Below are 15604 nucleotides of genomic sequence, written 5' to 3' on the forward strand. Positions count from 1 at the left end.
CGCCCTGGCCCTGAGATCGCACCACAGAGAGTTCGCCACATGTCGGCTCCGCCCCTTTTCCGCCTGGTCGGCGAGCGTCGGGTGTCCGTGGTGCGCGATGCGGCCGCGGTCTGGCGGGTTCTCGAGGACGATCCCGTCGCCTCGTGCATGGTCGCGGCCCGGGTAGCCGACCACGGCATCGACCCCAATTCCATCGGCGGGGAACTGTGGACGCTGCGCGGCGCCGAGCAATCGCTGTGCTTCGCCGGCGCCAACCTGATCCCGCTGCGCGGCGCCCCGGCCGACCTGAGCGCGTTCGCCGACGAGGCCATGCGCGGGACGCGGCGCTGCTCGTCGCTGGTCGGCAGGGCCGACCTGGTGATGCCGATGTGGGAGCGGCTCGAGGGGGCGTGGGGGCCGGCCCGCGACGTGCGCGACCGCCAGCCGCTGCTGGCGTTGTCCACCCACCCGAGCTGCGACATCGACACCGCGGTGCGCCAGGTCCGGCCCGAGGAGCTGGACGCCTACCTGGTGGCGGCCGTCGACATGTTCATCGGCGAGGTGGGCGTCGACCCGCGGATCGGGGATGGCGGTCGCGGCTACCGGCGGCGGGTGGCCAGCCTCATCTCGGCCGGTCGCGCCTGGGCACGGTTCGAGCACGGCCAGGTCGTCTTCAAGGCCGAGGTGGGCTCGCAGTCGCCGGGGGTCGGCCAGATCCAGGGGGTGTGGGTGCACCCGGAGTGGCGCGGCCTGGGCCTGGGCACCGCCGGCACCGCCACGGTCGCCGCGGTGATCGTCGGCAGCGGGCGGACGGCCAGCCTCTACGTCAACGACTTCAACGCGGTGGCGCGCGCGGCCTACGCCCGCGTCGGCTTCGCCGAGATCGGCACCTTCGCGACGGTGCTGCTCGACTAGTTGTGCTCCCCGGCAGCGGCCGCCGCCCGGCTGGGCGGGCGCCGGCCGGCGAACGCCCGACTGCCCGGGCGCTCGGCATCGGGGCGAGCTGCCACGACCACGCATAACGGTTCGGTCTCGGTGTGGCGGCGCCGCAGTTCACCCCGCAGCTCATAACATCAGCACCGATGGTAACTAGAACAACAGCGGCCTCATCCGTTTCAGGCCTGCTGCTCGTCGCGGTCATCGCGCTGTCCGGGTGCACGCCCCGGCCCGACGGCCCGGGCCCGGCCGCGGAGAAGTTCTTCCGCGCCCTCGCCGTCGGCGACACCGCGACGGCCGCCCAGCTCAGCGACAGCCCCAACGAGGCGCGCGAAGCGCTCAACGCCGCCTGGTCCGGCCTGCAGGCGACCCACCTCGACGCGCAGGTCCTCAACGCCAAGTACGCCGAGGACACCGGCACGGTCGGCTATCGCTTCGCCTGGCACCTGCCCAAGAACCGCGTCTGGAGCTACGACGGCCAGCTGAGGATGGCGCGCGACGAGGGCCGCTGGCGGGTGCGCTGGACCACCACGGCTCTGCACGCCAAACTGGGCGAGCACCAGACGTTCGCGCTGCGCGCGGATCGGCCGCGCCGCGCCTCGGTGAACGAACTCGGCGGCAGCGACGTGCTGGTGCCCGGCTACGTGTACCACTACACGCTGGACGCCACCCAGGCCGGACCCGCGCTGTTCGGCACGGCGCACGCGGTGGTCGACGTACTGCACCCGTTCAACGACACGCTCAACGACCCGCAGCTGCTCGCCGAGCAGGCCAGCTCGACACCCCACCCGGTCGACCTCGGCGTCACGCTGCACCCCGACGACAACGACAAGGTGTTCCCGGCGATCGGCCGGCTGCCCGGCATCGTGGTCACGCCCCAGCCCGAAATGCTGCCCACCGACCCGCATTTCGCGCCCGCGGTCGTCGCCGCGGTGAAGAAGGCCGTGGTGGACCAGCTGGACGGCGAGGCCGGCTGGCGGGTGGTGAGCGTCAACCAGAACGGCGTCGAGGTCGAGGTGCTGCACGAGGTCGAGGGATCACCGGCCCCCTCGGTGTCGCTCACGATGGACCGCGCGGTGCAGAACGCCGCCCAGCATGCGGTGGACACCCGCGGCGGCAAGGCGATGATCGTGGTGATCAAGCCCTCGACCGGGGAGATCCTCGCGATCGCCCAGAACGCGGGCGCCGACGCCGACGGCCTGCCGGCCACCACCGGGCTGTTCCCGCCCGGGTCGACGTTCAAGATGGTCACCGCCGGCGCGGCGGTCGAACGCGACATGGCCACGCCCAACACCATGCTGGGCTGCCCGGGCCGCCTCGACATCGGGCACCGCACCGTCCCCAACTACGGGGGCTTCGACCTCGGGGTGGTGCCGATGTCGCGGGCGTTCGCCAGTTCGTGCAACACCACCTTCGCCGAGCTCAGCAGCAAGATGCCCCCGCGCGGCCTGACCCAGGCGGCCTCCCGCTACGGGCTCGGGCTGGATTACCAGATCGACGGCATCACCACGGTGACCGGCTCGGTGCCGCCGACGGTCGACCTCGCCGAGCGCACCGAGGACGGCTTCGGCCAGGGCAAGGTGCTGGCCAGTCCGTTCGGCATGGCCCTGGTGGCGGCGACGGTCGCGGCCGGCAAGACGCCGGTGCCGCAACTGATCGCGGGCCGCCAGACGGCCGTGCAGGGCGACGCCACGCCGATCAGCCCGAAGATGATCGACGCACTGCGGCCCATGATGCGGCTGGTGGTGACCAACGGGACCGCCAAGGAGATCGCCGGCTGCGGCGAGGTGTACGGGAAGACCGGTGAGGCCGAGTTCCCGGGCGGGTCGCATTCCTGGTTCGCCGGCTACCGCGGCGATCTGGCGTTCGCGGCGCTGATCGTCGGGGGTGGCAGCTCGGAGTACGCCGTCCGGATGACCAAGGTGATGCTCGAGTCGCTGCCGCCGGACTTTCTGGCCTAGCAGTCCTACGGACCCGGTCCACGTCGGCCGCGGCGGCGGTAAATTGCGAGCATGACCGATACCGGCGGCGACATGGTGGCGTTGCGCGTCTCCGATGCCGACCGCAACGGCACGATGCGGCGACTGCACAACGCGGTCGCGCTCGGGCTGATCGACATCGACGAGTTCGAGCAGCGCTCCTCGCAGGTGTCCTACGCGCGCACGCGCGGGGAGCTGGACCATCTGGTCGGCGACCTGCCGGGACCGGGCGCCATCGTCACCTCGGCGGCCGACCGGGTGGAACTGCGCGGCTGGGCGGGCTCGCTGAAGCGGCACGGCGAATGGACGGTGCCCACCCGCCTGGCGCTGGTGCGCCGGCTGGGCTCGGTGGAACTCGACCTCACCAAGGCCCGGTTCGCCGGGCCGGTGGTGGTCGTCGAACTGGACATGCGGTTCGGCTCCGTCGAGATTCGATTGCCCGACGGCGCCAGCGCGTCGATCGACGACGTCGAGGTCTACGTGGGCAGCGCCAGCGATCGCCGCAAAGACCCGCCTGGTGAGGGCAGGCCGCACGTCGTGCTGACCGGGCGGGTGGTGTGCGGTTCGGTGATCATCCGGGGCCCGCGCCGCTCGCTGCTGCGCCGCCAGCGAGTCTGATCGCCGGGGGGACCCCGGTTAAGCTGGTCGCATGCCCGCTCGCACCGCGCTTTCCCCCGGAGAGTTGTCCCCGACTCTGCCGGTGCCCGGCAGCGTCCCGCGCCCCGAGTACGCCTGGAAGCCGACGGTCCACGAGGGCAGCGAGCCGTGGGTGCAGACGCCCGAGGTGATCGAGAAGATGCGCGTCGCCGGCCAGATCGCGGCGCGCGCACTGGTGGAGGCGGGCAAGGCGGTCGCGCCCGGGGTCACCACCGACGAACTCGACCGGATCGCCCACGAATACATGGTCGACCACGGCGCCTATCCCTCGACGCTGGGCTACAAGGGCTTCCCGAAGTCGTGCTGCACGTCGCTCAACGAGGTCATCTGCCACGGCATCCCCGACTCGACGGTGATCGAGGACGGTGACATCGTCAACATCGACGTCACCGCCTACATCGACGGCGTGCACGGCGACACCAATGCCACCTTCCTGGCCGGCGACGTCGCCGAAGAACACCGGCTGCTGGTGGAGCGGACCCGGGAGGCGACGATGCGCGCCATCAACGCCGTCAAGCCCGGGCGTGCCCTGTCGGTCGTCGGCCGTGTCATCGAGTCATACGCAAACCGGTTCGGCTACAACGTCGTTCGCGACTTCACCGGGCACGGCGTCGGCACCACGTTCCACAACGGGCTGGTCGTCCTGCACTACGACCAGCCCTCGGTGTCGACCGTCATGCAGCCGGGCATGACGTTCACCATCGAACCGATGATCAACCTCGGCGGCCTGGACTACGAGATCTGGGACGACGGCTGGACGGTGGTCACCAAGGACCGCAAGTGGACCGCGCAGTTCGAGCACACCCTGCTGGTCACCGACACCGGCGTCGAAATCCTCACGCTGCCATGAGCGCCCCACTGCTCGCCGCGCACGGGTGAGCGGGGCGCTGCTGGTCGCCGGCACCAGCTCCGACGCCGGCAAATCGGTGGTGGTGGCCGCCCTGTGCCGGTTGCTGGCCCGCCGCGGAACCCGGGTCGCCCCGTTCAAGGCGCAGAACATGTCCAACAACTCCGTGGTCACCGTCGAAGGCGGCGAAATCGGTCGCGCCCAGGCGATTCAGGCCCGCGCGGCCGGCCTGGAGCCCAGCGTGCGGTTCAACCCGGTGCTGCTCAAGCCGGGCAGCGACCGCACCTCGCAGCTCGTGATCAAGGGCCGGGTCACCGACTCGGTCAGCGCGAAAAGCTATGTCCAACACCGCGATCGGCTCGCCTCCGTCGTGCTCGACGAATTGGCATGCCTGCGAGATGAATTCGACGCGGTCATCTGCGAGGGCGCCGGATCGCCCGCCGAAATCAACCTGCGTGCCACCGATTTGGCCAACATGGGGCTGGCCCGGGCCGCCGGCCTGCCGGTGGTCCTGGTCGGCGACATCGACCGCGGCGGCCTGCTCGCGCACCTGTTCGGCACCGTCGCGGTGCTCGAGCCCGACGACCAGGCGCTGATCTCCGGTTTCATCGTCAACAAGTTCCGGGGCGATCCCGCGCTGCTCGAGCCGGGATTGCGCCAGCTGCAGGCCATGACGGGGCGGCCCACCTACGGGGTGCTGCCGTACGCCGAGGAGCTGTGGCTCGATGCCGAGGACTCGCTGTCAGTGGTCGCGCACCGCGTCATCGGCACGCCCGCCCCGCCGCGCGGCGACGAGTGGCTGCGGGTGGCCGCGGTCCGGCTGCCCCGGATCTCCAACTCCACCGACGTCGAGGCGCTGGCCTGCGAACCGGGCGTGGTGGTGCGCTGGGTCGCCGACCCCGCCGGCGCGGCCGACGCCGACCTGATCGTCGTCCCGGGCAGCAAGGCCACCGTCGCCGACCTGTCCTGGTTGCGCGAGCGCGGCCTGGCCGAGGCGATCGTGTCGCACGCGCGGGCCGGCAAACCGGTGCTGGGGATCTGCGGGGGATTTCAGATGCTGTGCCGTCGTATCGATGACGCGGTGGAGTCCGGGGCCGGCGAGGTGCCGGGGCTGGGATTGCTCGACGCCGACATCGCCTTCGATCCGGCCAAGGCCCTGCGCCGCTGGCGGTGTGGGATCGACGGTCCGTTGGGCGGATACGAGATCCATCACGGGCGGATCGCGCGCTGCGCCGAGCAAACCTGGTTCGACGCCGGCACCGATCCGCAACCGCAAGGTGTGGTGCGCGGCGCGATCTTTGGGACGCATTGGCACGGCGTGCTCGACAACGACGACTTCCGGCGCGCCTGGCTCACCCGGGTCGCCGACGCGGCGGGCCGGGGCGGCTTCGTGGTCGACGACGACACCAACGTCGCCGCGCGGCGCGACGCCCAGCTCGATCTCGCCGCCGATCTGCTGGCCGCCCATCTCGACGTCGACGCCGTCCTCGGGCTGCTGCACGGCCCGCCGCCGGCGCGTCCGCATCTGGCAAGTCTGTTGCGCCCGTAAGGTATTCGCCGACGTCGCGATGTGAACGCCGCCGTTGACGACGCGGCCGGCGGGCCGTCATCGAGTGCCGGTGGAAACTGTGTCCCTGTATCACATGCCGCAGAATCATCGCGCGCGCATGCCGTTTGGCTGTAGCGTGCTTGGGTGTCCTCGATGATGACCACCCTGGAGGGGTTCCCGGTCCCGGTCGTTGTGGCCGGACCGGAGACGGGCGTCGTCGTCGTCATATTGGGCGACGAGGAACGCGCCCCCGCCGCGTATGACGCGGTCTGCGAGCGCCTGCACACCGCATCGCTGCGGACGGTCGTAATCGGCTTCGACCCGCGGCTGACCCCCAAGTCGGTGATCGGCATTCTCGACGCGCTGGGAATCGGTTGGGCCGTCGTCATGGGCGACCGCGCCGGTGGCGACCTCGCGTGGGAACTGACGGCGACCCGGCTGGGCCGGTTCGTCGGGCTGGTGGTGATCGACCGCGGGCATCCGCGCGCCGGCGATCGCGACGGCGCCATCCGCGACGGGCACTGCCCACCGGTGGAGATTGGCACCACCGTGTTGGTCAGCTCGCCGGCCGCCCGGTCGGTGGCCCAGGCCAGCCAGCAGTACGTCTACGCCGACTACCGGGTGGTGCATCTGGGACGGCGCACCGTGCAGGAGTCGACGGCGCAACTGGCCGCCGAGATCATTTTGCGCACCAGCACCTGGTAGCGCCTGGTTGACTAACGGCATGGCCTCCGACGATGACGCCGTGACCGACCCGATGCTCTCGCTGAGTGCCCTGCGGCAGCTGGTGGCCGCCGGCGCGGTGGACACGGTCATCGTGGCGTTCGCCGACATGCAGGGACGCCTGGTCGGCAAGCGGGTGGCCGCGCAACTGTTCGTCGACGAGGTGGCCACCCGGGGCGCCGAGTGCTGCGACTATCTGCTGGCGGTCGACGTCGACATGAACACCGTCGATGGCTACGCGATGTCGAGCTGGGACACCGGATACGGCGACACCGTGCTGACGCCCGATCTGTCCACCCTGCGGCGCATTCCCTGGCTGCCCGGCACGGCCCTGGTGATCGCCGATGTGGGCTGGGCCGACGGCAGCCCGGTCGCCGTGTCACCGCGGGCCATCCTGCGCCGCCAGCTCGATCGGCTGGCCCGGCGCGGGTGGAGCGCCGACGCCGCGACCGAGCTGGAATTCATGGTGTTCGACGAGACCTATCGCCAGGCGTGGGCCGGCGGATACCGCGGCCTGACCCCGGCCAGCGACTACAACATCGACTACGCGATCGCGGCGTCGTCGCGCATGGAGCCGCTGCTGCGCGACATCCGCAACGGAATGACCGGCGCGGGCCTGCAATTCGAGGCCGTCAAAGGCGAATGCAACAGGGGACAGCAGGAGATCGGTTTCCGTTACGCCGAGGCGCTGGTCACCTGCGACAACCACGTCATCTACAAGAACGGGGCCAAGGAGATCGCCGATCAGCACGGCAAGAGCCTGACGTTCATGGCGAAATACGATGAGCGAGAAGGCAACAGCTGCCACATACACCTCTCGCTGCGCGACCCGCAGGGCGGCGCGGTGTTCGCCGACCCCGCCCGTCCGCACGGCATGTCGTCGACGTTCTGCAGCTTTGTGGCCGGGCTACTGGCGACCCTGCGCGAATTCACCGTGTTCTATGCGCCGAACATCAACTCCTACAAGCGATTCGCCGACGGCAGCTTCGCGCCCACCGCGGTGGCCTGGGGGCTGGACAACCGCACCTGCGCGCTGCGGGTGGTCGGCCACGGGCCCAACACCCGGGTCGAGTGCCGGGTGCCCGGCGGCGACGTCAACCCGTATCTGGCGGTGGCGGCGATCGTCGCCGGCGGGCTGTACGGTGTCGAACGGGGCCTCGAGCCACCGGAGCCCTACGCGGGGAACGCCTATCACGCCCCCGGCGTCGAGCGGCTGCCCGCCACCCTGGCCGAGGCGGCCTCGGCCTTCGAGCGCTCGACGCTCGCGCGCGAGGTGTTCGGCGACGACGTGGTCGCCCACTACCTGAACAACGCCCGCGTGGAACTGGCGGCGTTCAACGCCGCGGTCACCGACTGGGAAAGGACGCGTGGTTTTGAACGGCTCTGAGCTGGATGGTGGCGACCCGCTGCGCCCGGCTGCGCCGCGCTTGCGATCGCCACGCAAGTCCGCGCGCCCGGTCGTGGGCCTGACCACGTACCTCGAGCGGGTGCAGACCGGGATCTGGGACATCCCCGCCGGATACCTGCCGACCGACTACTTCGAGGGCGTCATCCAGGCCGGCGGGATCGCCGTCCTGCTGCCCCCGCAACCGGCGGACGCCGAGGTCGTCGGCGCGGTGCTCGACGGCGTGCACGCGCTGGTGATCACCGGCGGTTACGACCTCGACCCCGCCAGCTACGGCCAGCAACCGCATCCCACGACCGACGAACCCCGCACCGACCGCGACGCCTGGGAGTTCGCGCTGTTGCGCGCCGCGCTGCACCGGGGGCTGCCGGTGCTCGGGATCTGCCGCGGCGCACAGGTGCTCAACGTCGCGCTCGGCGGCACGCTGCACCAGCACCTGCCCGACGTGCTCGGGCACTGCGGGCACCGCGCCGGCGACGGGGTGTTCACCCGGGTGCCGGTGCGCACCGTCGCCGGCACCCGGGCGGCCGCGCTGGTGGGGGAGACCGTCGACGCGCCGTGCTATCACCACCAGGCCATCGACCGGGTCGGGGACGGGCTGGTGGTCAGCGCGACCGATCCCGACGGCGTCGTCGAGGCGCTGGAGCTTCCCGGGGACCGGTTTGTGCTTGGCGTGCAATGGCATCCGGAGCAGTCCCTGGAGGATCTGCGGTTGTTCGCCGCGATCGTGGACGCGGCCCGGGCGTATGCGGGGCGCTGACGTGGTTGCGACGCAACTGATCAACCCGGCGACCGAGGAGGTGCTGCGCTCGGTCGAGCACGCCGACGCGGCGGCCGTCGACGACGCGGTGGGCCGCGCGCGGGCGGCGCAGCGGCGGTGGGCGCGGCTATCCCCGGCCGAACGAGCCTCCGGCCTACGGGCTTTTGCCGCCGCCGTCGACGCCCATCTCGACGAGCTCGCGGCCCTCGAGGTCGCGAACTCGGGTCATCCCATCGGGTCGGCCGAGTGGGAGGCCGGCCACGTCCGCGACGTGCTGACCTACTACTCGGCAAGCCCGGAACGGTTGTCCGGCAAGCAAATTCCGGTGTCCGGCGGGCTGGACGTCACGTTCAACGAACCGCTGGGCGTGGTCGGTGTGATCGCCCCGTGGAACTTCCCGATGCCCATCGCCTGCTGGGGGTTCGCGCCGGCGCTGGCGGCGGGTAACGCCGTGCTGGTCAAGCCCGCCGAGGCGACGCCGCTGACCACGATCCGCCTCGGTGAGCTGGCGGCCGACGCCGGCCTGGACCCAGACCTGCTCCAGGTGCTGCCGGGACCGGGCCCGGTGGTGGGGGAGCGGTTCGTCACGCACCCCGACATCGCCAAGATCGTGTTCACCGGCTCCACCGAGGTCGGCAAAAGGGTGCTGGCCGTGGCGGCGGCCCGCGTCAAGCGGGTGACCCTGGAGCTGGGCGGCAAGAGCGCCAACATCGTGTTCGCCGACTGCGATCTGGAGCGGGCGGCCGCGACCGCGCCGGCCGGGGTGTTCGACAACGCCGGGCAGGATTGCTGCGCCCGCAGCCGGATCCTGGTGCAGCGCAGCGTCTACGACCGCTTCATGGAGCTGCTCGAACCCGCCGTCAAAGGTGTCGTCGTCGGGGACCCCGCGTCCCGGGGCACCGAAATGGGCCCGCTGGTGTCGGCCGCGCACCGCGCCAGGGTGGCGTCCTACGTGCCCGACGGCGCCCCCGTCGCGTTTCGCGGCACCGCGCCGAGCGGGCGCGGATTCTGGTTCCCGCCAACGGTTCTCACCCCGCAGCGCACCGACCGCACCGTCACCGAAGAGATCTTCGGCCCGGTGGTCACGGTGTTGGCCTTCGACGACGAGCAGGACGCCGTCACGCTGGCCAACGACACCGCCTACGGCCTGTCCGGATCGATCTGGACGAACGACCTGTCCCGCGCCCTGCGGGTGTCCCGCGCGGTGGAAGCCGGGAACCTGTCGGTGAATTCGCACTCGTCGGTGCGGTACAACACCCCGTTCGGCGGTTTCAAGCAGTCGGGCCTGGGCCGCGAGCTGGGTCCGGACGCGCCGCTGGGATTCACCGAGACCAAGAACGTTTTCATCGCGATCGGAGAGGATTAGGCGGTGGCGGTCGATCTCACCCAACGGTTGGCGGGCCGGGTCGCCGTCGTCACCGGCGCCGGCGGCGGCATCGGGCTGGCCTCGGCGCGGCGGATGCGCGCCGAGGGCGCCACCGTCGTGGTCGCCGACGTCGACCACGACGCGGGCGCCGCCGCGGCCGACGAGCTGTCCGGCCTGTTCGTGCCCACCGACGTCGCCGACGAGGACGCGGTCAACGCGCTGTTCGATACCGCGGCGCAGGCCTACGGCCGCGTCGACATCGCGTTCAACAACGCCGGCATCTCACCCCCCGACGACGATGTCATCGAGAACACCGAGCTGCCCGCCTGGCAACGCGTCCAGGACGTCAACCTGAAGTCGGTGTACCTGTGCTGCCGGGCGGCGTTGCGGCACATGGTTCCCGCGCGGCGCGGCTCGATCATCAATACCGCGTCGTTCGTCGCCGTCCTGGGGTCAGCGACGTCGCAGATCTCCTACACCGCGTCCAAGGGCGGGGTGCTGGCCATGTCGCGGGAGCTGGGGGTGCAGTTCGCCCGGCAGGGCATCCGGGTGAACGCGCTGTGCCCCGGGCCGGTCAACACCCCACTGCTGCAAGAGCTTTTCGCCAAGGACCCCGAACGTGCCGCGCGCCGGCTGGTGCACGTGCCGGTGGGCCGCTTCGCCGACCCCGGCGAAATCGCCGCGGCCGTCGCGTTTTTGGCGAGCGACGACGCGTCGTTCATCACGGCGTCGACGTTCCTGGTCGACGGCGGCATCAGCTCGGCCTACGTGACTCCGCTCTAACGGCGGCACCCACCGGCCCCGACCACGCGGGCGCCTTCGCCCGCCGGTCCCCGCCCAGGCCTTGCGCGGCGGACGCGGCCGTCGTCCAGCTGCGCGGCACCGACAGCGCGCCCAGCGACACCCCGCGGCCCACGCGCGCGTTCACCCCGTCGACGGCGGCCGGCCTGGGGAACAGTGTGCGCAGCGCCGCCGCCTTGTTCATCGAATTCAGGTGGCCGATCGCGAAATCCGACGGCGCGGTCAGCGAATTCAGCTTCGACAGCGACGGTGTCACCGAGGAAAGGGACGCCTCGAACGTGGTCCGCGATGCCGACGACAGGTGCTCGAGCGCGCCGGGAATGGCCGACATCACGCGGCGGCCGGCCGATATGACGTCGGGCGCCGCCTTCAACAGCCAGCTGTCTGCGCGCGCACCGGCGTCGGAAGGCGGAGGGGTGAACGGGGCCAACGTCGCCGCGCCGGCGGCGGCGTCGGCGTAGGCGTACATGGCGCCGGCGTTGCGCGCCCACATGGCGTCGTAGTCGGTGTCGACGTCCGCGATTGCCGCGCTGTGCTGGCCCAGCCAGTTCGCCGACACCAGTGCCGTGCGGCGCGCGCGGTTGCCCGCGATCGCCGGTGGGGGCACCGTCGCCGCGAACGCCGCCTCGTGCGCCCCGGCCGCCGCGCCCAGCTGCACGGCCGCCTCCTGGCTCCGTGCGGCGTTGGCGTCCAGCCAGTCGACGTAGCGGGCGGCCTCGCGCAGCGCCGAGGGCGCCGGGCCCTCCCATTGCGCCGCCAGCTTCGCGGTCACCGCCCGGTAGTCGGCCGCCGCGGTGCAGAGCCGCGCGGCAAGCTTGTCCCACGCCGCGGCGGCCGCGACCATCGATCCCGCACCGGGACCCGAATACATCAGCGCGGAGTTGATCTCCGGGGGCAGCGTCGCGAAATCCATTACAGCCTCCGCCGGGGGCGGGCGGTGTGGTTGATGCTCGAAAACATTGGGGGCGTCCTTCACGAGATAGACACGGGAGATATGAGCCCTGTCGCGCGAATGCGCGGCGTGCGGCGATCAGACGCGGGCGATGCAGAGCCGGGTCAACGTATCTCGGTCGGTGGCAATGATTGCGGGAGAACGGGATTGGGCGTGGTCGGGCGCCGCCCGCACCGGGCCGAACGTCGTCGGCGCCGGTGACAGGGCCACTTGCGCTGACGAACGGTTCCAGGTTTGGGGCCGTTCCTTCGTCATCCACATGCTGTGGAACGGCTTCTTGTTGGTGTTGTCCGCCGGTGCCGGCGACTCCCACGCGGCCGGCGCCGGGCGGCCGACGGCGGAGTGGAGGCCCCGGGGGAGCGCATGCGCGCCGACCCCGGCGGCCGGGCCGGACCAGGCGGCAGGCTCGGGCAGGCTGGACGCGGCGAACTGAGGCCGCAGCGACGAACCGGCTATCAGGGCGATGAACACACCCAGGGCTGCGACGATCGCGGTGGCGGGCCGCCACCGCCGAGTCTGACCGCCAACCCGGAACAACACAGTGCGCCGAATGTACAACGCGAATCGTGGTAAACCGGTCGGAACGAGCTGTGAAGTCGGTCCGAATCCACGGTCGGTGCAGCTAGGGGCGGAAAACGATGAGCGGGATCGCCATCTCGGCCGGGCTGGCTCCGCCGTGGAAACCGATCAGGCGCGAGGCTTCCGGCGGCTCGTGCGCGCTGGCCAGCACCGCCGTGTCGCCCGAGCAGACCACCACCACGTCGCCCAGCCGCTCCAGGTGCGGCGCGGCGACCGGCCCGAACATCCCGGTGCCCACCGCCTGCTCGCGGCTGTACACGGTCGCCCGGCCGCCGAGCACCTCGGCCCACGCGGCCCGCACGTCGGGCGCGGCGCCCGGCTCGGTGTGCAGGTAGCGGACCCGGGGCTCGCCGGCGACCACCCGGACGCCCCGGGCCAGCCGGGCGTCGGCGTCGAGGTCGATGCGGGCCTCCGGCGGGACGTTGAGGCCGCCGTGGTCGGCGGTCACCAGCAGCGCCGCGTTCGGCGGCAGCGCCTCGAGCAGGCGCGAAAGCAGCGTGTCGACGCTCGCCGCGGCCGCGTGCCACTGCTCGGAGCCGACGCCGAAGACATGGGCCGCGGTGTCGAGTTCGGCGGTGTAGCCGTAGACCAGTCCGGGCGCCGAGCGCAGGTCGTCGACCACCAGCTGGGCGTAGTCGTCGGCGGGGCCGGCCGGGCGGAATTCCGCGCCGCGGTACGCGGCCTCGGTCAGCCCACTGCCGAGGAACAGCGCCGGCAGCACCGCGCGGGCGCTGACGCCGGCCTCTTTGAGCCGCTGAAACCAGGTCGGCACCGGCTGCCAGACGGCCGGCGAGGGTTCGTCGCGCCACCGGACGTGGTTGAGCACCGTCTCGGTGCCAGGCACCCGCAGGGTGAAGCCCAAAATGCCGTGCTCGCCGGGCGCTGCCCCGGTGCCCAGGGACACCAGGCTGGTCGGCGTGGTCGACGGGAAGGTGCACTCCAGCTGGGTCAGCCGGCCGGTGGCGCCGCTGCGCACGGAGGCCAGCAGCGGGGCGTCGCCGGCCAGCTGCGGAAGCAGGTGCCAGCCCAGCCCGTCCACCAGCACGACGAGCACCCGGTCGATCCGATCGGAGCCGACCCGGTCCGTCACCGCGAGCTTGTCGACCGCGCCGGGAACTCCGAGCAGGGCGGCCGCGGCGGGCAGCACGTCGCGCAGGGAACCGGGCACCGGGCCAGTCTGACGTCGAAGCTAGACGCGCGCCAGTCGCTGGTCGGTCACCAGCAGTTGGCGGTGCGTGCTGTCGGTGAGCGCGCAAAGCTGCGCCGGCGAGAGTCGACCGCACAGCCGGCCCCAGTGCATCGCGACCACATCTCCGGCGGCCGCATCGGGCACCGCGCTGTATCCGTCTGCCCACACCTCGAGCACCCGCGCCGACGGTTTCGACAGCGTGAGCGCCTGACCGTTCCAGGCCAGGTTCCGGCACAGCACCTCGACGCGGTCCCCGTCGCGGGAAAGCACTGTGCCGGAACTGATTCGGCAGTTATCCAGCACGCTCAAGGGCTGCTCGTCGCAATTCCGGCCCAGGAACCGCGTCCACGGGTAGATCCCGAAGACGTGAAAGCAGTGGTTTGCGGCGGCCTCGCACGCCAGGTCCGGCGTGAGATGCGACCAGTATTGGCCTGCTTGCGGGCCGAGGATCGCCAGCAACGCGGCGAGGAACTGCTGCGGATCCAGCTCGGCGGCGACGCCGCCGCCGAGCCAATACGACTCCACCAACCGGTAATCCAGCGGGTCGGCGATGCCGGTCAGCTCCGAGAGGACCCGCAGGTACGGCCACGCGCCGGAGAACTTCCTCGCCGCGGCGCGCACGTCGTCGACCGACCCGTCGCGCAGGGTGGCTCCCAACGGCGGGCCGCAATAGCCCAACGCGTTGGGCGCATACGCGTAGCGGGCGAACATTGCAGCGCCCTTTTCGAGGCCTCGGTCGTCGGTCAAGCGCGGCTCACCAGCTTCACGGCGTCGCGATGCATCCGTCCGAAGTTGTAGTAGGCCGCGCAGGCCCCTTCGGGTGACACCATGCAGGTCCCGATCGGGGTCTCGGGGGTGCACGCGGTACCGAAAACCTTGCATTCCCACGGCTTGAGGACGCCCTTGAGGACCTCACCGCACTGGCAGGCCTTCGGGTCGGCGACCCGCACGCCGGGCATCGCGAATCGCAGCTCGGCGTCGAACCCGGCGAAGTCGTCGTGGAGCCGCAGGGCGCTTTGCGAGATGAAGCCCAGACCGCGCCATTCGAAGTGCGGGCGCAGCGCGAACACCTTGCCCATCAACGCCAACGCGGCAGGGTTGCCGTGCTCGGGCACCACGCGCTTGTACTGGTTCTCCACTTCGCAGCGCCCCTCGCGGATCTGGGTCAGCAACATCGCGACGGAGGCCAGGATGTCCAGCGGTTCGAAACCTGCCACCACCAACGGCTTTCGATAGACGTCCGGGACGAACCGGTAGGGCCGGTTGCCCACCACCGTGGACACGTGCCCCGGGCCGATGAAACCCGACAGCCGCAGGTCCGGGGATTCCAGGATGGCCCTGATCGGCGGCACGATCGTGACGTGGTTGCAGAAGACGCTGAAATTGGCCAGGCCCAACTCACGCGCCCGCACGAGCGTCACTGCGGTCGACGGCGCGGTGGTCTCGAAACCGATGGCGAAGAACACCACCTGTTTGGCCGGGTTGTCGATCGCGATCTTCAACGCGTCCAGCGGCGAGTAGACGAACCGCACGTCGGCGCCGCGGGCCTTGGCATGCAGCAGGCTGCCGTGCGAGCCGGGCACCCGCATCATGTCGCCGAAACAGGTGAAGATCACGTCGGGCTGGCCGGCCAGCCACATCGCGTCGTCGATGCGTCCCATCGGGATCACGCACACCGGGCAGCCCGGCCCGTGCACGAGCTCGACGTTGGCGGGCAGCAGGTGCTCGATGCCGTGCCGGTAGATGGTGTGCGTGTGCCCGCCGCACACCTCCATGAACTTGAAGTCCTCGCCGCCGGTCCCGGCCAGGCGCTCGATAGCCACCAGCAGCTTGCGGGCCGCGGCGGGGTCGCGGAATTCGTCGACGAATTTCATTGCCGCTC

At 71.2% G+C, this 15604-nt stretch carries 15 protein-coding genes; 10 read left to right on the top strand and 5 right to left on the bottom strand.

Features of this window, described 5'->3' with window-relative positions:
- The first annotated feature begins 39 nt into the window (after positions 1 to 39).
- The 10 genes from QGN31_RS07820 to QGN31_RS07865 all read left to right on the top strand — a co-directional run bounded on the left by QGN31_RS07820 (position 40) and on the right by QGN31_RS07865 (position 10984).
- On the top strand, positions 40 to 894 hold the full coding sequence (locus tag QGN31_RS07820) for a GNAT family N-acetyltransferase (RefSeq protein WP_009952679.1): 855 nt from the start codon (positions 40 to 42) through the stop codon (positions 892 to 894).
- Between the two features lie 167 nt (positions 895 to 1061).
- The gene (locus QGN31_RS07825) at positions 1062 to 2876 is read left to right on the top strand and encodes a penicillin-binding transpeptidase domain-containing protein (protein WP_008258774.1); all 1815 of its coding nucleotides are present in this window, start codon (positions 1062 to 1064) and stop codon (positions 2874 to 2876) included.
- Positions 2877 to 2927: 51 nt separating this feature from the next.
- The gene (locus QGN31_RS07830) at positions 2928 to 3512 is read left to right on the top strand and encodes a DUF1707 SHOCT-like domain-containing protein (RefSeq protein WP_008258773.1); all 585 of its coding nucleotides are present in this window, start codon (positions 2928 to 2930) and stop codon (positions 3510 to 3512) included.
- Between the two features lie 31 nt (positions 3513 to 3543).
- Complete coding sequence (map, locus tag QGN31_RS07835; RefSeq protein WP_043955193.1) at positions 3544 to 4401, top strand: type I methionyl aminopeptidase; 858 nt, start codon at positions 3544 to 3546, stop codon at positions 4399 to 4401.
- A 25-nt stretch (positions 4402 to 4426) separates the two neighbouring features.
- Positions 4427 to 5947: a cobyric acid synthase gene (locus QGN31_RS07840; protein WP_014380677.1), complete on the top strand. Its 1521-nt coding sequence runs from the start codon at positions 4427 to 4429 to the stop codon at positions 5945 to 5947.
- A 153-nt stretch (positions 5948 to 6100) separates the two neighbouring features.
- Positions 6101 to 6652: an alpha/beta hydrolase gene (locus QGN31_RS07845; protein WP_008258770.1), complete on the top strand. Its 552-nt coding sequence runs from the start codon at positions 6101 to 6103 to the stop codon at positions 6650 to 6652.
- A gap of 19 nt (positions 6653 to 6671) precedes the next feature.
- Positions 6672 to 8057: a glutamine synthetase family protein gene (locus tag QGN31_RS07850; RefSeq protein ID WP_014942626.1), complete on the top strand. Its 1386-nt coding sequence runs from the start codon at positions 6672 to 6674 to the stop codon at positions 8055 to 8057.
- Positions 8038 to 8835 carry a gamma-glutamyl-gamma-aminobutyrate hydrolase family protein gene (locus QGN31_RS07855; protein ID WP_225346131.1) on the top strand — a complete coding sequence of 266 codons (798 nt, stop codon included), beginning with the start codon at positions 8038 to 8040 and terminating at the stop codon, positions 8833 to 8835. Before QGN31_RS07850 ends, QGN31_RS07855 begins: the two co-directional genes overlap by 20 nt.
- Before the next feature lies 1 nt (position 8836).
- Positions 8837 to 10201, top strand: coding sequence for an aldehyde dehydrogenase family protein (locus tag QGN31_RS07860; protein ID WP_014385438.1), 1365 nt, complete (start codon positions 8837 to 8839; stop codon positions 10199 to 10201).
- A gap of 3 nt (positions 10202 to 10204) precedes the next feature.
- Positions 10205 to 10984 carry a 3-oxoacyl-ACP reductase gene (locus QGN31_RS07865; protein ID WP_014385437.1) on the top strand — a complete coding sequence of 260 codons (780 nt, stop codon included), beginning with the start codon at positions 10205 to 10207 and terminating at the stop codon, positions 10982 to 10984.
- On the opposite strand, the gene QGN31_RS07870 is transcribed toward QGN31_RS07865, so the two are convergent.
- From QGN31_RS07870 to hypD, 5 genes are all read right to left on the bottom strand, one after another.
- Positions 10956 to 11915 (bottom strand): PPE family protein, encoded by a 960-nt coding sequence (locus tag QGN31_RS07870; RefSeq protein WP_038536960.1) that lies wholly within the window; start codon positions 11913 to 11915, stop codon positions 10956 to 10958. The genes QGN31_RS07865 and QGN31_RS07870 overlap by 29 nt on opposite strands.
- 117 nt (positions 11916 to 12032) lie before the next feature.
- Complete coding sequence (locus QGN31_RS07875) at positions 12033 to 12494, bottom strand: hypothetical protein (RefSeq protein WP_014380670.1); 462 nt, start codon at positions 12492 to 12494, stop codon at positions 12033 to 12035.
- Positions 12495 to 12576: 82 nt separating this feature from the next.
- Entirely contained in the window at positions 12577 to 13701 is a 1125-nt protein-coding gene (locus QGN31_RS07880) for an alkaline phosphatase family protein (protein WP_014942624.1), read from the bottom strand.
- A gap of 21 nt (positions 13702 to 13722) precedes the next feature.
- The gene (locus QGN31_RS07885; RefSeq protein WP_014942623.1) at positions 13723 to 14433 is read right to left on the bottom strand and encodes a DUF6390 family protein; all 711 of its coding nucleotides are present in this window, start codon (positions 14431 to 14433) and stop codon (positions 13723 to 13725) included.
- A gap of 32 nt (positions 14434 to 14465) precedes the next feature.
- Positions 14466 to 15596, bottom strand: a complete 1131-nt coding sequence (gene hypD, locus QGN31_RS07890; RefSeq protein ID WP_014942622.1) for a hydrogenase formation protein HypD — start codon at positions 15594 to 15596, stop codon at positions 14466 to 14468.
- Positions 15597 to 15604: the final 8 nt, after the last annotated feature.

It is taken from the genome of Mycobacterium sp. 2-64 (assembly GCF_035918375.1).
Taxonomy (GTDB): Bacteria; Actinomycetota; Actinomycetes; order Mycobacteriales; family Mycobacteriaceae; genus Mycobacterium; species Mycobacterium intracellulare.